Annotated in this window: 16 protein-coding genes; 9 read left to right on the top strand and 7 right to left on the bottom strand. The window is 53.3% G+C overall.

Annotation, left to right across the window (positions count from 1 at the left end):
- Window positions 1-34: 34 nt before the first annotated feature.
- The gene (locus tag GAP13_RS08930) at window positions 35-910 is read right to left on the bottom strand and encodes a DUF4097 family beta strand repeat-containing protein (protein ID WP_158907985.1); all 876 of its coding nucleotides are present in this window, start codon (window positions 908-910) and stop codon (window positions 35-37) included.
- A 202-nt stretch (window positions 911-1,112) separates the two neighbouring features.
- Between GAP13_RS08930 and GAP13_RS08925 the strand changes: the two genes are divergently transcribed.
- Genes GAP13_RS08925 through ileS form a run of 8 tightly spaced genes read left to right on the top strand, consistent with a single transcriptional unit; the run spans window position 1,113 to window position 10,078 of the window.
- Window positions 1,113-1,760 carry a hypothetical protein gene (locus GAP13_RS08925; protein WP_158907984.1) on the top strand — a complete coding sequence of 216 codons (648 nt, stop codon included), beginning with the start codon at window positions 1,113-1,115 and terminating at the stop codon, window positions 1,758-1,760.
- Window positions 1,757-2,065, top strand: a complete 309-nt coding sequence (locus GAP13_RS08920; RefSeq protein ID WP_158907983.1) for a transcriptional regulator — start codon at window positions 1,757-1,759, stop codon at window positions 2,063-2,065. Before GAP13_RS08925 ends, GAP13_RS08920 begins: the two co-directional genes overlap by 4 nt.
- A 17-nt stretch (window positions 2,066-2,082) precedes the next feature.
- Entirely contained in the window at window positions 2,083-2,781 is a 699-nt protein-coding gene (locus GAP13_RS08915; protein ID WP_158907982.1) for an ABC transporter ATP-binding protein, read from the top strand.
- Window positions 2,778-4,049: an ABC transporter permease gene (locus GAP13_RS08910; RefSeq protein ID WP_158907981.1), complete on the top strand. Its 1,272-nt coding sequence runs from the start codon at window positions 2,778-2,780 to the stop codon at window positions 4,047-4,049. Before GAP13_RS08915 ends, GAP13_RS08910 begins: the two co-directional genes overlap by 4 nt.
- A gap of 10 nt (window positions 4,050-4,059) precedes the next feature.
- Window positions 4,060-5,343: an ABC transporter permease gene (locus GAP13_RS08905; RefSeq protein ID WP_158907980.1), complete on the top strand. Its 1,284-nt coding sequence runs from the start codon at window positions 4,060-4,062 to the stop codon at window positions 5,341-5,343.
- A gap of 10 nt (window positions 5,344-5,353) precedes the next feature.
- Entirely contained in the window at window positions 5,354-6,190 is an 837-nt protein-coding gene (locus GAP13_RS08900; protein ID WP_158907979.1) for an outer membrane lipoprotein-sorting protein, read from the top strand.
- 40 nt (window positions 6,191-6,230) lie between these two features.
- Window positions 6,231-6,860, top strand: coding sequence for a hypothetical protein (locus GAP13_RS08895; protein WP_158907978.1), 630 nt, complete (start codon window positions 6,231-6,233; stop codon window positions 6,858-6,860).
- A gap of 50 nt (window positions 6,861-6,910) precedes the next feature.
- The gene (gene ileS, locus GAP13_RS08890) at window positions 6,911-10,078 is read left to right on the top strand and encodes an isoleucine--tRNA ligase (protein ID WP_158907977.1); all 3,168 of its coding nucleotides are present in this window, start codon (window positions 6,911-6,913) and stop codon (window positions 10,076-10,078) included.
- Window positions 10,079-10,191: 113 nt separating this feature from the next.
- Here the strand turns inward: ileS and GAP13_RS08885 are convergent, their stop codons facing one another.
- A complete protein-coding gene (locus tag GAP13_RS08885; protein ID WP_158907976.1) occupies window positions 10,192-11,298 on the bottom strand; it encodes a DUF3298 and DUF4163 domain-containing protein in 1,107 nt (368 codons plus the stop codon).
- A 249-nt stretch (window positions 11,299-11,547) separates the two neighbouring features.
- Between GAP13_RS08885 and GAP13_RS08880 the strand changes: the two genes are divergently transcribed.
- A complete protein-coding gene (locus GAP13_RS08880) occupies window positions 11,548-14,670 on the top strand; it encodes a hypothetical protein (protein ID WP_158907975.1) in 3,123 nt (1,040 codons plus the stop codon).
- 158 nt (window positions 14,671-14,828) lie between these two features.
- Here GAP13_RS08880 and GAP13_RS08875 read toward each other — a convergent pair whose 3' ends face one another.
- From GAP13_RS08875 to GAP13_RS08855, 5 genes are all read right to left on the bottom strand, one after another.
- Window positions 14,829-16,139, bottom strand: coding sequence for a M18 family aminopeptidase (locus GAP13_RS08875; protein ID WP_158907974.1), 1,311 nt, complete (start codon window positions 16,137-16,139; stop codon window positions 14,829-14,831).
- A complete protein-coding gene (locus GAP13_RS08870) occupies window positions 16,102-16,503 on the bottom strand; it encodes a MerR family transcriptional regulator (RefSeq protein WP_158907973.1) in 402 nt (133 codons plus the stop codon). Before GAP13_RS08870 ends, GAP13_RS08875 begins: the two co-directional genes overlap by 38 nt.
- A gap of 3 nt (window positions 16,504-16,506) precedes the next feature.
- On the bottom strand, window positions 16,507-18,000 hold the full coding sequence (der, locus tag GAP13_RS08865; protein WP_158907972.1) for a ribosome biogenesis GTPase Der: 1,494 nt from the start codon (window positions 17,998-18,000) through the stop codon (window positions 16,507-16,509).
- A gap of 7 nt (window positions 18,001-18,007) precedes the next feature.
- Complete coding sequence (gene ptsP, locus GAP13_RS08860; protein WP_158907971.1) at window positions 18,008-19,729, bottom strand: phosphoenolpyruvate--protein phosphotransferase; 1,722 nt, start codon at window positions 19,727-19,729, stop codon at window positions 18,008-18,010.
- Between the two features lie 89 nt (window positions 19,730-19,818).
- Window positions 19,819-20,001: M23 family metallopeptidase (locus GAP13_RS08855; protein ID WP_158907970.1), on the bottom strand; the 183-nt coding region annotated here is incomplete at its 5' end.

Below are 20,001 nucleotides of genomic sequence, written 5' to 3'. Positions count from 1 at the left end.
ATCCGCGCCGGGGCTCAAGTTCGCTTCGACAGCCCTAGTTCACTTCGATGTCGCCCAGAACGCTCTTTACATAGAGCCGACGGGCGCCATCGCCTGTCCGGAATGCACAGCGCTGCGGCCCCATGCCGGCAGAATTCACCGGATGACTCGCATCGATTCGCCCCGAGAGCGTTTCAGCCCTGAATTCCACGCTGCTATGCTCAAGCTGAATAGAAATGTCTCCGGAATAGGTCTGGATTTCTCCGCCCCCAAAAGGCCCACTCACTTCAAGCTCGACATCGCCTTTATTGGAGATGAGTCTGACCCTTCCGCCCACCCGGCGCACAGATATTTTCCCCTGATCCGATACAACCGCGACATTCTTTGCGACCTGATCGATTGTGACGGAACCGTTCTGCATCTCGGCCTGAACAGAACCTGATATCCTGTGACAGACGAGATTGCCATCTATGCTGCGTGCAGAACATCCTTCGCTGTTTTCTATATGAATAGAGCCGTTCACGCTTGAAGCTTCGACGAATTTCGCTCCGCTTACTGTGATACTGCCTCGCTCTGATATCACAAGAATGTTTGCGGAAATGTCTCTGACCTCGATTGAACCTCTTGAGGAATGTACTTCGATATCGGAGATGTGCGAAGGAACATGTATATTGCATTTTGCAATGCGCACAAAATCATTCGCCATTGCATCAAGGATCGCGATGCTCTCGGCTCGGCGAACAGAGCACGACCACGCTTCTATTTCGCCAGGTATTCCTTCGAGCTCGATAGAATAGCGAAGATCACTGTCATTCGAAACTGCTACGCTTACATCACCTTCGGAGACCCGAATCACGATCCGCCGAATATTCTCTGTACTCTGGACATCCTCCAGAAAGCGAAAATCTATATCAACACCTTCGGTGCGCATGCAATAGTGCCTCCACTTACAGAATCAGACCCGTACCTGCCGTTTGCGATGTTGGCAGAAAATTTATATTTGTTTCAATTATAACACGACTTGGAAATTTTGACGATAACCCAAAAACAAAGACTTGACTGCTGGAGAAAATGGATTTATAATTGCACTATGGTTTGTATTGCAAACTAGTTTATTTCGTAAAGAGGCACATATGAACATATCAGATCAGAAATTGAAGGAATTCGAAGCCACCCTCAGAGAGATCCGCGAGGCTGCAAGCCATGAAGCGGGAATATTCCATGACAAGGACCTCCGGAAAACGTTCATATGGCTGTCGCTCGGATTCAGTATAGTTATTGTCGCTTTTTGCATTGCAGGCCATTTTCTGATAAGCGAGTCAGGCACATCGGGGACATCGTCTGCTGGCATCATCTTCTGGACATTCGCAATTATGCTCGCGGTTGGCGCTGCAATCAAAATCACCTTGCTTTCAAGGATAATGGGCCGCAAGAACAAGTCGATCGCGAGTCTTTTGAGGGTAATCTACGGCAAAGGGCCAGCTTCGGTCATCATTGCCGCGCTGCTTGCTGTGGTTGTGATTTGCGTTTTCCTAGTGACGGAAGGGCTTGGGCCGCTTGCAGTCTCCATGTCGGCAATATTCGCAGCGTTCGCGGTGTTCGCGCTTGACATTCGAATCCAGCTTCCGGAATTCAGCGCGCTTGGCTGGACATTGCTCGCGCTCGGACTTGTCTCGCTATTCTTTATCCAGGGGTCACCATGGTTATGGGGCGGCATAGTCTGGGGCGGAGCATTCGTTTCGCTCGGAATTGCTGGCATTGTGGCTTCGAGAGCATCATGAACCTGCCCGACCTCGATAAAATCATTCATGAACGGGCCAGGCTGCGCATTCTCGCAAGTCTGTCTTCACAACCCGCGCGCACATGTACATTCACGGAACTACGCGACAATCTGGACATGACAGCCGGCAACCTGTCGTCGCAGTTGTCGGTGCTCGAATCCTCGGGTTATATCCTGATCGAAAAAAAATTTAAGGGCAAAAAGCCGCTCACCGAAATAAAACTGACTGAATTGGGAAATGAAGCATTTAGAAATTATCTGGAAACGCTCGATTCAATGATCGCGGCTCTCAAACCGCACACATAGCAGAGAAGGAGACTTCCATGGCGGAAATCATTCTTTCATTGTCCGATGTAACAAAGATTTATGGCAAAGGCGAAACTGAAGTCATCGCGCTGAAGGATATCGACCTTGTATTCGAACAGGGAGAATTTGCGGCTGTCGTCGGGCCTTCGGGCTCGGGGAAGACTACCCTGCTCAACATTATCGGATGCCTCGATTCTCCGACGCGCGGCGAGCTCTCATGGAGGGGCGCTCCGATGAAATCGATGAACAGAACCCAGCTCGCAGCATACCGGCGCACGCATGTCTCTTTTGTCTTTCAATCATATAACCTCATCCCGGTGCTGACAGTCGCCGAAAATGTGGAGATGCCCCTGCTCATCGAAGGCATGCATGACCGCGCGGCCATTCGAGAGCGAGCGCTTTCGATCGTTGAGATGGTGGGCCTTTCCGACAAAGCAAACCGGTATCCGACAGAGCTGTCAGGCGGCCAGGAACAGAGAGTAGCCATTGCCCGCGCCCTTGTGAAAAAGCCCAGCATTGTGCTCGCCGACGAACCGACCGCGAACCTCGACTCGCACACAGCAGGCGAAATCATCAAACTGATGCGGGAGATCAACGAAAAAACGCAAACGACCTTTCTGTTCTCGACGCACGATCCGCGCATTATGGAACTGGCACAACGCGTCATAACCTTGCGCGACGGACAAATCGAGCGCGACGAAAGGGGGGCGCCATGAAAGCCTCGAGCAGCGTACTCTTCCGGATCGCCGCAAGAAATGTACTGCGGCACAGACGGAGAACCCTCATCACCGCAATCGTGCTCACGGTCGGCATTGCTGTTTTCATCATGTTCCAGTCTCTCCTCGCTGGGATGGATAGAGTAACTATCGATACAGCAATAGATTATGACAGCGGCTCAATCAGCCTGCGATCCAGGGAATATCAAGAATTTTATCCGGGGTCTGACCCCCTATTTAAAAATATAGCCATTAAAGAGCCGAAGGCGATTAAGGACAGGCTGCCCGCGCTTTTGCCAAAAGGCAGTACGTGGACGCAGCGAACCCGATTCTATGTGCAGGTTTCCAACTGGATAGACGAAACGCCTGCGCTGGCCTTTGCGGTAGAGCCGGAGAAGGATAAAGAGGTGTTCAAAACCTCCAGCACTGTGCAGAGCGGCGCGTGGGTCAGCCCGGCAAAAGCAGTCATCGGGCTTGATCTTGCAAAGGATCTCGGAGTCCGGATCGGTGATTTGATAGCTGTAACAGCAATTTTGCCTGATGGAAGCCTCAATGCCATCGAACTCGAGGTGGGCGGGATCGCCGATCTTCCGCTATTCTCGCTTTCGCAGCAGGCGATCTATCTTTCGGCGCAGGATGCCAAAGCGCTCGTCGGCGCGCCGCTTCCCGTCACTGAAATCGATATCCGCATTCCGCCGGCCTCGCGACTCGATGCGCTCGTCGCTCAGTCTGATGCAGCAGCCAGCGCTCTCGAAAAAGCATTTAGCGGAATCGAAGCGATGAGCATCGGCAAGGCGATGCGCGACTACCTCGCAATGCGGAATATGAAATCGAAGTTTGCCTACATAGTCGTGGTCATCGTTTTGCTCATCAGCGCGGTGGGTATCTTCAACACTGTTCTCATGAGCATGTACTCCCGGATCCGAGAAATCGGCGTACTTGCAGCATATGGGCTCGAACCAGGACAGATCAAGCGGCTGTTCTCGCTTGAAGGAATGCTGATCGGAGTTATCGGGAGCGCGGGAGGCGTTCTGCTGGGGGCTGTCTTTGTATGGTGGCTCACGAGCCGCGGAATCGCTTTTGGCGGCATGTTCGGAAACCTGGACCTCGGAAATTTGCCCAAGAACCTTCTTATTAAGGGAGAATGGAACCCGCTCGCTTTTATCCAGGGCTTTTCCTTCGGAGTGCTAGTTTCGTGGCTCGCAAGCCTCATGCCAGCACGAAAAGCAAGCCATATCGAGGTAACCGAAGCACTGCGCTTCGTGTAAGGGGGCAATCATGAATCTGATATCATATGCATGGCGAAACCTCTTGCGGAATACGCGCAGGAGCCTTCTGGCGGTACTGTCAACTTTTTTAGCCACATTGCTGGTGGTGGCTGGAAATGGACTTACCGAAGGATTCCTCGATTCGATGGTGCGCAATTATGCAAAAAATGAAACAGGGCATGTCAATATCACGACAAGTTCTTATCGCGAGCGCGCCCGTTTTCTTCCAATAGATGACTATATTGCAGATGCAGACCAGCTCGTATCGGAAATAGAACAGATGGACGGGGCGGGCGCGGGTACAGGCGCGGGCGCAGGGGCAGCCTCTGCAGGAAGCGGGATCACCGCAGCGCCCCGGATCCGTTTCGGCGTACTCCTTTCATCAGGCCTCTTCACCAAGCCCGCCGTAGCAATCGCGGGCGATCCTGAAAAGGAAAAATCGCTTCTGATGCTGAACAGAAACATTCTGCCTGGGGGCAGCTATTGCGATGAGCCAGGCACCGCGATCATCGGGAGCGGACTTGCCAAAGACCTTGGTCTCAAACCCGGAGACAAGCTGAAGATCATCGCCACCCGCGCCGACGGCGGCATCGGCTTCAAATCCCTCAAAGTCTCGGGCATCTTCCAGACCGGTACCAATGCCCTCGATGGCTCAATCTTTCAGATGCGGCTCGATGATGCCCAGAACATGCTTGGCATACCAGGCGGCGCGCAGCAAATCCTCGTCATGCTTCCGGATTACCGGCTTGCAGATACGTGGCAGAAAAAAATCGGCGCAGTGTTGGCGGCTCATGGCCAGGGGCAGCTTTCTGTTCTCCCATGGTCGGCAATTGGCGATTATCCGAAGCTGATTTTGATGGCGAGCTCAATCTATATGGCAATGTGGTTTTTCATCGCGCTCCTGGGAGCTTTCATCATAGCGAATATCATGACGATGGTCGTATTGGAGCGGCGCAGGGAAACAGGTATTCTTATGGCCATGGGCATGCCGCCCCGCCGGATCATTCTCTCCTTCCTGCTCGAAGGCACGATGATGGGATTTGGAGGTTCGGTATTGGGGACCGCGGCAGGCATTGCGTTCAATGCTGCTTTTTCACGCAAAGGATTTGATCTGTCGAGCGCCCTTGCAGGCTTTTCCTGGCCAATCGATAACATCATCAAGCCGACGATATCAGTATCCGGCGTGCTGGCAGGAATTCTGTTCTGCACTGTTGCGGCCGCCATCATGTCGCTTTTGCCATCCTGGCGAGCCTCGAGAATGGAAGTGGTGGATGCGCTCAAGGCTGTGCAATAAGGAGGTCGCGATGAAAAAGGCTTCTAATTATTTCGTTATTATATCGAGATTTGTGAAGGTGTTTCTTTTCGCGGCGGGCGCACTGCTGCTAATGGCGCAAGCAGTCATGGCGCAGGAAACGCCAGGCCAGGGCAGCGGCGCGGCAGGCGCAGGAAGCACTGCTGGATCATCGGGCGAAGCAGACGCGCTTCTCGAAGCCATCGATTCTGCCCAGCGGTATTCAAGTATTTCCTATATCGGGCTAATTGAGATAACCCAGGGCTCCCGGCTGCTCAAAAAGCAGTTCATCGCAAATGCGCGGGGCTCGGACAAGGTCATTCTGGAATTTACAAACCCGGAAGACAAAGGCACGCGCATGCTTTGCCTAGGTTCCACAATATGGATGTACTTCCCTTCCGAAGGGGAGACCGTGCGGATCTCCGGAAGCCTTTTGCGGCAAGGGCTCATGGGCTCCAACCTCAGCTATGAGGAGGTGGCCGAAGGCGAAAGCCTGCGGGAAGCCTATTCCGCGCAAATTATAAAGGAAGAAACGCTGGATGGACGCCTATGCAAACTACTCAAGCTCGTGTCCTCCAGAACTGATATTTCCTATCCTGTGCGCATCCTGTGGGTCGACGCGAGCCGGAAAGTCCCCCTGAAGATCGAACTTTACGCGCGAAGTGGCATTCTTATGAAAACCATGTATGTAAAAGAAATAGAAGCCATAGCCGGACGCCAGCTCCCCACCAGAGTCGAAATTGTCGACGCGCTCAAAAAAAATTCGAAGACAGTCTTTTCCATGCAATCGGTCAAGATCGATGCGGCGATGCCCGACAGCATGTTCAGCATGGAGGCGCTGACAAAGTGAAACTGCGGGAATGGTATGCTTTTCGATCTTCCCTTCGTCAATGAGCCGGATCGAAGCGCTTGCGTCGATCGATGGGGATTCAACTATTACAGCAGGAGCGCGCTATTTTACATCGATTGGCATGGGGGGCAGCGCGAATGGCGGGTTAACTGGAGGTTTATCCGGAGGCGCTTCCAGCCCATCCTTTGTGTCTGAGGTCGGGTCCCTCGCGCTGAGCGCCGGCTGGCGCCGCAAGCAAGGAAGCGCAGATGAATTCGCAGGCTCATTCGAGCTGCAAGTCGATGCAGGCCCATTTGTCCCCTATACCGAATTTTCAGCACGCACAACGGATTCAACTGCTTACGCGCTCGCCATGCTTGGCACCAGCCTCGCTATCAGCAACCTTTCATTAACTATGGAAGCGCAAACTGCTATCGGCCAATCATCAGCCGGCACGCAGCTGTTTTTCCTGGGGACCTGGAAGGCCTCCGACCTGACAAGCATTTCTTTCCCTATGTTCTGGCTCGCAGACGCCCACATCCTTGCCGCTAGTTCCATCGCTCAATTCCAGGGCATTCTCGGCGGGAGGCTGGATCTTTCCGCAACAGCAAGCTGGATTTTTATCGGCTCCCCTGCAAGTTTTCTCTGGAAAATCGGCGCATACTGGACACTCAGTCTCTCCACCTATTGAAACGATTTGCAACATACAGCATTATTCCTCAAACTATCGAGGAGGATATCGTGTATAAACCCGTTGACCCAAAGGTCAACTTCCCTCAGCAGGAAGAATCACTCGTCCAATTCTGGGAAGAGCGGAATGTATTCAAAAAATCAATTTCGCAGCGGGAAGGTGCGCCGGAATTCGTATTTTACGACGGACCTCCCTTTGCTACTGGCCTGCCGCATTTTGGCCATTTTGTTCCGGGTACGATTAAAGATATTGTTCCCCGATATAAAACCATGCGAGGCTACCGCGTCGAACGGCGCTTTGGCTGGGACTGCCATGGACTCCCTGTGGAAAATCTCATCGAAAAAGAGCTCGGCCTCAATTCCAAAACCGATATCGAGCGCTATGGAGTGGCAGAATTCAACGAAGCCTGCCATTCCTCAGTGCTCCGCTATGTAAAAGAATGGCGCCAGATCGTTACTCGCCTTGGTCGCTGGGTCGATTTCGACAACGACTACAAGACCATGGATCCCGATTATATGGAATCGATCTGGTGGGTCATAAAGTCGCTGTGGGATAAAGGGCTCATCTATGAGGGCTATTACATCCTTCCCTACTGTCCGCGCTGTTCGACCGTGCTTTCCAACCACGAGCTTTCATTGGGTGGCTACAAGGATGTCCACGATCCCGCCATCAGTGTGCGCTTCAAAATTGTGGGTGTACCCGCATCGAACAAAGATCCTGCCCTTGCCGATCTCGCTAATGGCTCGACATACTTCGTCGCATGGACTACTACGCCATGGACATTGCCCTCCAACCTCGCCCTCGCGCTCGGTCCAGATATCGACTATGCCTGCGTTATCGACGGAAAGGAGCGCTACATTCTTGCTGAATCAAGGCTGAGCGCCTACTACAAGCACCCCGAGTCGCTCCAGATCGCCTGGAAGAAAAAAGGCCGTGAGCTTGCCAGCATCCAGTATGAGCCGCTCTTTCCTTATTTTGCGGATCTGTCTGCAAAGGGAGGCTTTGTCACTGTGCTGGGCGAGCATGTCACCACAGAAGATGGCTCAGGCATCGTCCACACCGCTCCCGGCTTCGGCGAAGACGACTACGAAGTGCTCAAAGGCACAGGCATCCCAACAGTCTGCCCTGTCGATGCAGAATGCAAGTTCACCGACGAAGTGCCCGATTATAAAGGCATATTTGTCAAAGACAGCGACAAGGCCATCATGGAACGCCTCAAGCAGGAAGGCAAGCTCATCAAGCGCGATCAGATCCTGCACGCGTATCCCCATTGCTGGCGCTGCGGCAGCCCGCTCATCTACCGCGCTGTTTCGAGCTGGTTTGTTAAAATCGAACCCATCAAAGAGGCCATGCTCAGGGCAAATAAGAGCATCTACTGGCTGCCCGCGCACATCCGCGACGGCCGCTTCGGTAAATGGCTCGAAAACGCCCGCGACTGGGCGATCAGCCGCAACCGCTACTGGGGTAATCCGCTTCCCATCTGGAAATGCGACACCTGCGGGAAAACCGTCTGCGTTGGCTCGCGCAAGGAACTTGCCGAACTTGGCGGCGAAGTGCCTGAAGACCTGCACAAGCACCATATCGACAAAGTGACGCTCCCTTGCTCGTGCGGCGGCACCATGCACCGCATTCCTGAAGTACTGGACTGCTGGTTCGAATCCGGCGCCATGCCCTATGCCCAGAACCATTATCCCTTTGAAAACAAAGAAAAGTTCGACGAGCACTTTCCGGCCGACTTTATCTGCGAAGGCCTCGACCAGACGCGAGGCTGGTTCTACACGCTCACAATTCTTGCAGCTGCGCTTTTCGACAAGCCTGCCTTCAAGGCATGCGTCGTCAATGGCCTTGTTCTCGCGGAAGACGGCAAGAAAATGTCCAAGAGCATGCGAAACTACACTGACCCGTCGGAAGTCATGGACAAATTCGGAGCCGACGCGCTCCGGCTTTTCCTTATGAATTCAGCAGTTACCAAAGCCGAGGACCTCTGCTATTCGGACGATGGCGTCAAGGAAGTCCTCAAGAGCGTCATCATCCCGCTCTGGAACGCGTACAGCTTCTTTGTGACCTACGCGAATATCGACGGCTTCACCGCCGACAGCTTTGACTGCACTGATGTCGAGAATCCACTCGACAAATGGATCCTTTCGGTGTGCGAAAAGCTTGTCGCTGATGTCACTGCGGGCATGGAAGCCTATGATATGCAGGCTGCGATCGGACCTATGGTTGAATTTGTGGACAGCCTCAACAACTGGTACATCCGCCGCTCTCGCCGTCGCTTCTGGAAATCGGAAAATGACGCGGACAAAAAAAGCGCCTACCGGACCCTGTACCGCGTCCTGCGCAGGCTCACTCTTGTCATGGCGCCAGTCATTCCCTTTGTGACCGAGACAATCTACCAGAATCTCAAGCTCGAAAATGAGCCTGAATCCATCCATCTCGCAAACTGGCCCACTGAAGAACCGCAATATCGCAACCTCGAGCTTGAGCGCGATATGCGCATCATCCGGCAGGCTGTCTCCATGGGACGCGCCCTCCGCGTTTCCAACGACCTCAAGATCCGCCAGCCACTTGCATCGGTCCAGCTTATCACCCGCCAGCCCGATGAGCAGGAAGTGCTCGCACGAATGGAAGATATTCTGCGCGAAGAGCTCAACGTCAAATCTGTCTTCGTGCACGAAAAAGAAGAAGACCTTGTCGAATACCACGCCAAAGCGAATTTCCGCGTGCTCGGCAAGGAACTCGGGTCCGAGATGAAGGAGGCCGCGGCCAAAATCGCGGCCCTAGACACTTCGGCAATTAAGCGCATTCTTGCCGGAGAGCAGGTGCCCCTCACTCTCGCTTCAGGCCGCACAGTCAGCCTCGATGCAAGCAAGGTCGAGATTGTGCGCGAAGAAAAACCCGGGCTCAAAGTGCTGAACGAAGGCACGCTCACTGTCGCCCTCGACACGACCATCACTCCGGAGCTTTTGTATGAGGGTTATGTGCGCGACCTGATCCGCGGCATCCAGAATGCGCGCAAGGAAGCCGGGCTGGAGGTGACCGATCGCATCAAGCTTGCGCTCTTTGGCGACGATGAGCTGCATACTGCCCTCGAGCGCTTCAGCCAGCTTGTCGCGGAAGAAACGCTTGCTGTCGGAATCGAATGGACCAAGCCCAAAGATGGCATAACTGTCGAAGCCGGCGAAAAATCCTGGACTGTCAGCTTGCAGAAGGCCTGACAGGGGATATCCCGAGGACCGGGCGAGCACTGAGTCGCGCAATATTCAGCAGCGTTGAGCTGTACTGATCAGATTTTGCCAAGAGCCGGGCGGACCATACACCGCCCGGTTTTTTATTGCGGGATCTTGAAAGCCAGGCTTAGATAAGGCGTCAATTCATTCCAAGGCAATACAATAATAAATTCACCCATATACCATGGGGCAATCTGATATCGATCATATTGAAACCCGACCCCGCCCGCACAGACAAATATGTCATCTGAAGGGTAGAGTTCGGACTCGAATAGGCCGAGGGCCTTCAGATCGGCCTCTTGCCCGCTATTTCCCCAGAATGCGCTCTGCCGCATGAGTTCTGCTGCAAGAAGCGGCTTCAGCCCAGCCTTCCAGTCGCCTGCAAAAATATCCTGCGCGCTCAAGCGTTTTCCTTTCGCGCGATCGATTATATCGAATGTCGTCGATGCAGCCCCATGCGCTCCTCCGTCGAAAAGATAATGCTGAGTGGCAATGCTCAAATATTGGTCCGAAATAAAAACAGGATATTCTATTTCCTCGTATTCCTGCGGCGGCGGAGCCCGATTCTGGACTGCTACAGCTGCTTCTTTCTGCTGTGCAAGTCTAAGCTCAGCCATATTGTAAAGAGACATGCCCCGGCGCAAGATTTCATCGAGAATACGACTTCGCGCAGCATCCTGTGCGCTCACATACTGAAGGCGAAGCGACAGAGCGCGCTCGTTTGGCAGCTTTTCAGCAAATGTGGCGCCAAGCACGCGCATGCCTTCTTCAGAAGAGACGTGCCATGCTTCTATTCTGAAAGGCTGCAAGGCGCTTTTATCTTTGGGAAGGTATTCAGCGATGATACTCTTTCTTTTTAGAAAGATCGACAATTGCAGGCCGTTCATGCCGCCATCGCCCAATGTAATAGCGACGGTGTTGCCATTTTTCTGAGCCTGAACAATCCGCCCATAGATGCCCTGTGAATTCCACTCAAGAAAACCCTGCGCCCTGTCGCTGCTCGACACGAGGACAAGACAGAATCCTTCGCTCCGGTTCTCCCACGCATCCAGCTGCGATGCAAACCGGACAAAACCAGCAGGAAAAGAGCGTGAATAGCTGCACCCGGCCCACAGCATCAACCATGCAAGCGCTGCTGCCCCGATAAAGGCAGCTCGAATATACTTCCTTCCCGAAATGTGGGGTCTGCAAATTGCGTTCGCTCTCATATGATATTCGACTCCTGCCGATAGTATAACTGATAAAGAAGTCATTTTTGCGATTTTTTGCTTGTTCTGTGTGATATCAATGGTTCAAAGTGTTATAATTAATGTGTATTGTTATAGTATTGGCTCAAAGAGTCAGATATAGAGAAAAAGGAGGCTCGCGCAGCAAAGAAATTTTGTTTTGCTTGTTTACTTGAACGAAATATGGATATATCATTGAATAAAAGACCGAAATATCCCAGGAGGGTAGCAATGAAATTTCTAAGACGGTTTCTTCCCTTGCTGGTGGTAGTGGCGTTGATTTTTGCTTCATGTGCCACTAACACTGGTCAGGTGCCGACGGGAACAGAAACACCCCCGACGGTTACCCAGGGTGGCCAGCCGCAACCTCAGACTCCAGTTCCGCAAGAACCTTCTGCAGAAAAATATGAACTGCAGAACCTGTTTGCACAAGCCAATACCCTGAAAACCGAAGCGACAGACTTCGCGCTCGGTTCAGTTTTGCCCGACAAATTCCTCGAAGCGAACAGGGAACACGATGCGGTCTCCGCCGAATACAAAGACCTCGTCGAAACCCCGGCAACCTATGATGGCGTAAAAGCATATCCGCTGAAGGAGAAGCTTGAACACCTCGTTTCGACATGGGATTCGCTCATCCAGGAAGGAATGCCGCTCCGCGCAGGTGTAGAAAAGGATTCTGCCGACGAAATGCGTTTTGCTGCGATGAATGTCGATGCACCGATCCAGGCGCCGACGCAGTATGATGCTGGTCTGCAATATTATTCGCAGGCAGCGATGTTCGCGGATGCATCAAATTACGCGCAAGCGATCTCCACGTATCAGTTCGCCGCAGCAGCATTTGGAAATTCCGCCGCTGCAGCCCAAGTGAACAGCCTCCGCTCCGACATCGAAAAGAACGATTACGCCAAGTACGAAAGCATCCAGATGTACTTCACAATGGGTGAGGAAAAGTACAAAGAAGCGCAGGATCTCTGGGCAAAAGGCACGCTCGATGACATTGCCGCCTCAACAGCAGCCCTGAAAGAAGCGCAGACATATTATTCCTTCGTTGACTCCAAAGGTGCAGAGCTACGCGCATTCGAAGGCAAGGACAAGGCTGCAAGCGCACAGCAAGAGGCGCTGTCCGTCAAGGCCGATATCAATGCGCCCGATGAATATCAGCAGGCATTGGATATTCTGGCAGAAGCCGAAAAGAATATGGCAGATAGCAGTTATGTGAGCGCCTACTCATGGTATCTGGATGCAGCAAGCGCTTTCGGCACAGCCCGCGACGCCGCCACAGCCAGAGGACCTGAAGTCGCCGAGGCAATTGCCAAAGCCGAGTCCAATCTTGCCGATGCAAAAGACCGCGCATCCGAACTTGGTCTCGAAGAAAACATCTACCTGACCGCTGCTGCCGAGCATCTGGGCAAGGCCAAAGCGCTTAAAGAAGAATTGCAATATCCTGATGCGATATTCGAGACGAATGAAGTAGCCAATTATATCGGCCTCTCGGACAATCTCGTACAGCAGGAAGCCCAGATAAGAGAGAAAGCCCGCATTGAACAGCTCGAAAAAGACAAGGCAGCTGCCGATCAGGCCATAGCCGATGCAAAAACTCGCATCGCGTGGGCCGATCAGGTAAAGCTCAAAGATGATTATCCGAAAGAATACGCAAGCGCTTCTTCCTCCATGGCTGCTGCTGAAAAAGCATATGAAATAGAGAAATACGTGCCAGCCAAGACACTTGCTGAACAAGTATCCTCCACCCTTTCCGATGAATTCCAGCAGCAAGTGCTTGCTTCCAGAGAAGCAGCAAAGGCCAAGGCCGCCCAGGCAGAAGAGGAAGCTCGTCTGAAAGCAGCAAACAAGCAGGCTGCCGATGTCGCGATCAGTGATGCCGAAGCCCGCATGGCGTGGGCTAACGAAAACAGCGTTCGCACTGATTATCCGGATGAGTACAAGAGCGCGAGCGTCGCAATGGTAGGCGCCTATGTGGCCTACGGCAATGAAGACTATGTCGTTTCCAAACAGAAAGCCGAAGAAGTTTCGAGCATCCTTTCGAATGACTTCCAGGCCCAGGTAGCAGCCGACCGCGCCGCGAAAGAGCAGCTTGCCCGCGACAAGGCCGAGGCAGACCAGGTGCTGCCGCAGGCGCGAGCGCGCATGGCATGGGCGAATCAGGCGAACATCAAGGCCGACTACCCGACAGAATACAACAGCGCGTCCGCGGCGATGACAGCTGCCGAAAAGGCTTACCAAGCCGAGAAGTACGCTCCGGCAACCACACTTGCAAAAGAAGTGCTCTCGACGCTTTCGCCTGATTTCGAAGCAAAGGTGACGAGCGAACGAGCTGCAAAGCAGATGCAAGACGAAATCGCAAAAGCTGGTAAAGCAGCCGACACGCTTGGCAAAGCACACAGCCGCATGGCATGGGCAAACCAGGTCAATCTGGTTGCGGATTACCCCGATGAGTACCGCGATGCGAGCACCTCGATGCAAGCAGCCGATACCGCGTACAGCGAGAACAAGTACGATGCCACCACAAGCCTGGCGAACGATGTTATCCGCATTCTTTCAGATGATTTCATAGCGCAGGTGAATGCAGAGCAAGCCGCGAAAGCGCAGCTTGCCCGCGACAAGGCCGAAGCCGAAGCAGTTATGGCACAGGCGCAAGCGCGCATGGCATGGGCGAATCAGGCGAACATCAAGGCCGACTACCCGACAGAATACAACAGCGCATCTGCGGCGATGACAGCGTCTGAAAAGGCCTATGAGGTCGAAAGGTACGCTCCGGCGACCACACTTGCAAAAGAAGTGCTCTCGACGCTGTCCGCAGATTTCGAGGCAAGAGTCGCAGCCGAACGTGCCGCAAAAGAGAATCAGGCGAAAATTGCTCAAAACCAGAAAGACGCCGAAGTAGCGCTCGGTCAGGCAAAAGACCGCTATGACTGGGCCACTTCCAAGAACGCGAAGAACAACTATCCTGATCTCTACAAACAGGGCAGCGAAGTGCTTGCCGATGCGAATACCGCCTACAATGCTGCTGACTATGTCCGCGCCAAGAACCTTGCAAATCAGGCATACTGGACATTGATGCAGATCGATGAATTCGCGCCGCTGCCAGCGACCTACAAGGTGCGGCTCATCCCCGAGCGCAGAGATTGCCTCTGGAGAATTGCCGAGTATCCGTTCGTTTACAATAACCCGTACAAGTGGCCGGTACTCTATGAAGCGAACAAGAAAACCTTCAAAGATCCGAGCAACCCGAACTTGATCTTCCCCGGACAGATCCTCAAGATCCCGAGCATCAAGGGCGAAGTGCGTCAAGGCGAATGGGATGCAAAGAAGACCTATCAGCCCTTGGCAAAATAAGGTTTGATGCTACAAAGAAAAAGGCCGCCCGCGTGGGCGGCCTTTTTTGTTGCCAAGGGAAGAATGATGGCTGAGCGCATTCACGCACCCGCGCCATATGCCCCCTGCCCTTGGCACAAGGTTGGGAGCACTAGCTAAGGCGACCCCTAACAGGAAGCTCAGGAATAGAAGGCGCGCAGGAACGCAATCATGTCGAGATGATCGGAAGCGGCGATTGTCTCGCGAATTGCATGCATAGCGAGCATCGGATGCCCGACATCGACCGTCGAAATGCCGGTGCGGCTTGCGGTTATGGGGCCGATTGTTTTGCCGGGCTGGATGTCGGCGCGCGCCATATAGCGCTGAATCTGAAGGTGCGCTTTGGCGGCGGCGGTTTCCGCAATTTGCAGAGAAGTGAAATCGGTAGCATAGTTCATGTTGGCATTTGACTTTACAGCGATGCCCTTCCCAAGAACTGGCGTATAGAATTCATCGAATTTTTCCGGGTAGCCCGGATGCCATGCTTGCGAGGCGTCTACTGAAATGCATGCTGAATTTGCGAGCGCCCGGTAGAAATCCTGGCCAGAATTGCGCGAGGCAAGAACAATCCTTGCAAGAATATCGCGCAGATATGCCGATTGCGCACCGCCGGGCGTCATTGAGCCAATCTCCTCCGCATCGAAAAAGCAGGCAAGCTGGGTTGCTTCTTGCGCTTCGGAAGCGCTGAAGGCTTCCATCACTGCAAGGCAGCCGGCAAGGTCGTCGAGACGCGGAGCATTGATGAGCTCTTCTCCGATGATCTGAGATGGACCGTAATCGAACAATCGGAGATCCGCCGATACTATATTTGCAGGGTCTACTGCCATTTGCTCGCCAATTCGCTCCAGAATTTCGGAAATTTCGCGCTCCGCATGAGAACCCCCGGCTTGGCTTTCCTCTTGATTCTCAGCACGAGCGAGCCCGAACACAGCCGGCATCTGCTGATGAAGATTATATTCAAACCCTTTATTGATCTCGCGATTCAGATGAATCGCAAGATTGGGAATCACCGCAAACGGCTTATCGCTTACAAAGAGACGCGAATGAATATCGCTGCCTTCACGAACCGCCACGTTGCCAGCGACTCCAAGCGGCCTGTCGAGCCAACCTGAAAGAATCGGCGAACCATAGGATTCAAGCGCAAGCCTTAGATAGCCTTTGGATTTCAGTTGTTTTTCCGGTCGCAACTTGAGCGAAGGGCTGTCGGTATGGGCTCCTGCCAATAAAAATCCGGTATCGCCCGAGAAACGCAATCCCATTCTGAAAGCAATGAGCGAGTTGCCGGAGCGACTGACATAATACATAGCTCCTGGTTCGAGCTGCCAAACCTGCCGTTCATCGAGTCGCTGGGCGCCTGCTGCATCAAGCATTCCGATGAGATTGTCGACGGCATGGTACGGCGTCGGCGACGCATCAATGAATTCCATCAAGCGCTTGATTTTCTGGTCCATTGAAAAACTCCTTTTCAGAGGTAATGGCGGCTCTGATTTCCTCAAACTCTTCCCGCCATTTCTCGCAATCCAGAACGAGCAGCAAAATTTCGTCGCGCAGCGCATTGATCTGTGCCCGCATGTCCTGATCGCCATATAGAAGCTCGAATTCAAGAAGTTGCTGCGCCTGGCGAAGGCCGAATTTCCTGTCGAGCGCAAGGTGCTTGAGCCGCGCAATAAGCGCTGCCTCGGAAAGCGAATACGTACGGCGTCCCGATTTGCTCCGCATAGGCGTCAGGAACGGAACAGTCTTCTCCCAAAAACGCAATGTCGAAGCGGGGACTGAGATAAGCCGTTCCAGTTGCCCGATGCTCAAATATGGCATATATCAGCTCCGCATGCGGTCTTTGTGCGAGGCCCTCAGCTCCAGCTGTATCGGAATGCCATCGAGGCCGAACTCAAGTCGAAGTTTGTTCTTGAGAAAACTGCGATAGGATTCGGCAACCGCTTCGGGGCGCGTCACAAAAAAGATAAAACGCTGGGGGTTCATGGAAGCCTGTACCGCGTAGCGCAGTTTGAAACGGGTGCGGGGGCCGGCCGGCGGAGGGGTTTCCTCGATCCAGCGCGCGACTGCCTGATTGAGCTTGGCCGTCTCGATCGCCCTGTTCGCCTTGCTGTACAGCGAAATAATCGTTGACATGAGCTTGTCGATGCCCTCCCCTTCTTTGGCGGAAATTGCGACGACCGGCGCAAACGCCATCTGCCCGAAAAAGAAGCGCAGACGGTCGCGCGCCGCTTCGAAGGCATTTTTCATCTTCGGCATTTTGTCCCATTTGCTGAGCGCGAACACGACCGGCCGGCCTGCTTCCACTGCAAAGGCTGCAATCTTCTTGTCCTGGTCCGAAAGCCCTTCTTCCGCGTCGATCAGCAGAATGACAATATCCGCGCGGTTCACTACCGCGATGGAGCGCGTCACCGAATAATATTCGACATTGTCGGTTACCTTTTTCTTGCGGCGGATGCCTGCGGTGTCGAGGACCGTGATTCCTCTGCCCTTCCATGTAAAGCGACCTTCCACAATATCCCGAGTCGTGCCTGGTTCGGAAGAAACAATGCTCCTCTCCTGCCCCAACAGCGCATTGAGCAGCGTCGACTTGCCTGTGTTCGGCTTGCCCATGATTGCGATGCGGATGTCGGCTTTCTCGATCTCGACCGCCCGAACCGAAGTAAAATCGAGGCGCGCGGCAATAGCTTCCGAAAGCTCATCGATATTGCGGTTGTGTTCGGCGGAAATGAAAAGAACCGGATCGAACCCCCACTTTGCATGCGTCCACACAAGCGCATCGCGCTCGGGGCTGTCTGCCTTGTTCACCACAAGGATCAGCTTTTTCGCGTACGGTCGCAAAAATGCCGCAAACTCTTCATCTTCGGGCGTGATCTCCATCGCATCCACCATAAAAAGCACGAGATTCGCCCGCTCGATATATGCCAGCGTGCGTGCAACCACCAGCTCATCCAGCCCCTCGCGCTCAATCTTGAACCCCCCAGTGTCCACCACAATGACCTTTTTGTCGGTTCCTCTGAGTTCGCATTCCTCCTCGATGGGGTCCCGAGTGACGCCTGGCGTCGGGTCGGTAATCGCTCTTCGTTTTCCTAAAAGGCGATTGAAGAGCGTGGATTTGCCGACATTCGGTCTTCCGGCCAGCACCACAAGGGGCAAGTTTTCGTAACGGAAGGCAGGCAGTGCGGCTTCCTCATTTGTCTGTGAGGCGGCCGGGGCACTGGTCTGTTTGCGTTTTGGCGCGCTTGAGTCTGCACTTGCCTTTCTCTTGATGCTCTTTGGTTTCTTAAGTTGCCTGTCTTCCTGCGACGTTTTATTCATACAAATCCTATAGAGAAAGCTTGGATGCCAGCAGTGCGCTGACCTGCGCTGAATTGTTCATGGAAAGCGCCTGATGCGCAAGCGCTGTAGCCTGTTCGATAGTGACCGACATGATTGCGCGTTTTACCGCGGGAATTGCCGAGGCGGACATCGAAAGACTTCGGAGCCCCATGCCGACCAGCAGCACCGCACTTGCGGGGTCCGCCGCCATTTCGCCGCAGAGACTCACCCCGATATGGGCATGTTCGCCATACCCTATCGTCATTCTGATAAGCCTCAGTACCGCAAGACTATACGGCTCGTTGAGGTAGGCCACTTTCTGGTTACCGCGGTCCACCGCCAGGGTGTACTGACTCAGGTCGTTCGTTCCGATCGAGAAGAAATCGCAGGAGCGGGCAAGCACATCGGCACATATCGCCGCTGAAGGCACTTCGATCATGATGCCCGTCTCTATATTCGGATCGATCTCGTAGCCATGCGCCTTGCATTCCCACTTTGCTTCGGCAAGCAGCCCTTGCGCGCGTATCAGTTCATCGATGGTGCTGATCATGGGGAACATTATTTTTATTTTGCCATGAATGGAAGCGCGTAGAATTGCTCTGAGCTGCGTCTTAAAGAGTTCAGTTTTTTCAAGGCAGAAGCGGATTGCCCGCCATCCGAGAAGCGGATTCTTCTCTCCCATCGCGCCAAGCTCGGGAAGCACCTTGTCGCCGCCGATATCCAGCGTGCGAATGGTGACCGGCTTGCCTTCCATCGCCTGCACAACCTTGCTGTATGCCTTGTACTGCTCTTCCTCACCAGGAACATGCCCACCAAGGAACAAAAACTCCGAACGGAAAAGCCCAATGCCTTCCGCCCCATACTCGATGACATTTGCGACTTCATCCGGCATTTCGATATTTGCAACGAGCGAAATCCGCGTTCCATCCTTTGTCTGGGCAGGAATCGAGCGGAGCTCCCGGTTTTCTTTCTCCCGCTGTATACGTGCAACACGGGCAGCCTTTTCGCGTTGGATGAATATTTCATCCGGGTCGATAGCAACAACGCCCTTGTCGCCGTCAACATAGATGGATTGGCCAGGCTTGACCTGCTCGACAAAATTGGGACCGACGCCAAGCACTGCTGGGATCTCGAATGCCCGCGCAAGAATAGCCGCATGGCTCGTACGGCCGCCAGACTCGGTGACAATACCTTTGATCATGCTGCGAGACATGCCGACCATGTCCGACGGAAGAAGGTCCTTTGCCACGAGAATTACTTCGGTTTCTAAATCTGCAAGCGAAATCCTTTCTTTTTTAAGAAGGTGGCCAAGAATACGCCTGATTACATCGTGGACATCCGACACGCGCTCCTGGATGAGAGGATCTGGCGAAGAGGAAAGCTTGTCCACCATTTCCGTTTCAAACGAGAGAATGGCTGATTCGACATTGAAAAGGTTTTCGTTCAACGAACGCTCAATCTGGTCCAGTACTTCTGGGTCTTCAAGCATCATGAGATGCGCATCAAAGATGCTCGCCTGCTCTTCTCCCGCTTCCAGTTTAGCGCGGTCGCGCAATGCCTCAATTTCGCGTTTTGCAAGCAAGGAGGCTTCATGAAAACGATCGAGCTCAGCCGGAATATCTGCTGTAGTGATATGATACTGAGGGATATCGGCGGAATCGTCTATAAAAAGAAAAGCCGGCGCAATTGAAACGCCTGGAGATGCAGCGATGCCTTTCGTGATTCTCATGATGGAGACACTCTAGCAGATATTTCCTTATGCGTCAAATATAAGGGGATAGGCCAAAACATGGAAAGAAACTGCATCGAAAGATCCGCTCAGGGCAGATAATTGAGCGGATTCACGAGGCTGCCGTTCTTTATGACTTCAAAATGCACATGAGGACCGGTACTGTAACCTGTCGTTCCGATGCGCCCCAGCGTCCTGCCCTGCGACACATACTGGCCTTCCTGCACCACAATTTCAGACATGTGACCATAGAGCGTTTTCCACCCGCCTGA

The organism is Rectinema subterraneum (assembly GCA_009768935.1).
Lineage (GTDB): Bacteria > Spirochaetota > Spirochaetia > Treponematales > Rectinemataceae > Rectinema > Rectinema subterraneum.
Note: the sequence above shows the minus strand (reverse complement) of the source record. Positions and strands in the feature narration are given on the sequence as shown.

Bases quoted from the DNA above. Each gene is read 5' to 3' on its own strand.
- GAP13_RS08925 (WP_158907984.1), top strand. From the start codon at position 1,113: ATGAACATATCAGATCAGAAATTGAAGGAATTCGAAGCCACCCTCAGA.
- GAP13_RS08885 (WP_158907976.1), bottom strand. From the start codon at position 11,298: ATGAGAGCGAACGCAATTTGCAGACCCCACATTTCGGGAAGGAAGTAT.
- GAP13_RS08880 (WP_158907975.1), top strand. From the start codon at position 11,548: ATGAAATTTCTAAGACGGTTTCTTCCCTTGCTGGTGGTAGTGGCGTTG.
- GAP13_RS08920 (WP_158907983.1), top strand. From the start codon at position 1,757: ATGAACCTGCCCGACCTCGATAAAATCATTCATGAACGGGCCAGGCTG.
- GAP13_RS08875 (WP_158907974.1), bottom strand. From the start codon at position 16,139: ATGGACCAGAAAATCAAGCGCTTGATGGAATTCATTGATGCGTCGCCG.
- GAP13_RS08895 (WP_158907978.1), top strand. From the start codon at position 6,231: ATGAGCCGGATCGAAGCGCTTGCGTCGATCGATGGGGATTCAACTATT.
- GAP13_RS08870 (WP_158907973.1), bottom strand. From the start codon at position 16,503: ATGCCATATTTGAGCATCGGGCAACTGGAACGGCTTATCTCAGTCCCC.
- GAP13_RS08910 (WP_158907981.1), top strand. From the start codon at position 2,778: ATGAAAGCCTCGAGCAGCGTACTCTTCCGGATCGCCGCAAGAAATGTA.
- ptsP (WP_158907971.1), bottom strand. From the start codon at position 19,729: ATGAGAATCACGAAAGGCATCGCTGCATCTCCAGGCGTTTCAATTGCG.
- der (WP_158907972.1), bottom strand. From the start codon at position 18,000: ATGAATAAAACGTCGCAGGAAGACAGGCAACTTAAGAAACCAAAGAGC.
- GAP13_RS08905 (WP_158907980.1), top strand. From the start codon at position 4,060: ATGAATCTGATATCATATGCATGGCGAAACCTCTTGCGGAATACGCGC.
- GAP13_RS08900 (WP_158907979.1), top strand. From the start codon at position 5,354: ATGAAAAAGGCTTCTAATTATTTCGTTATTATATCGAGATTTGTGAAG.
- GAP13_RS08930 (WP_158907985.1), bottom strand. From the start codon at position 910: ATGCGCACCGAAGGTGTTGATATAGATTTTCGCTTTCTGGAGGATGTC.
- GAP13_RS08915 (WP_158907982.1), top strand. From the start codon at position 2,083: ATGGCGGAAATCATTCTTTCATTGTCCGATGTAACAAAGATTTATGGC.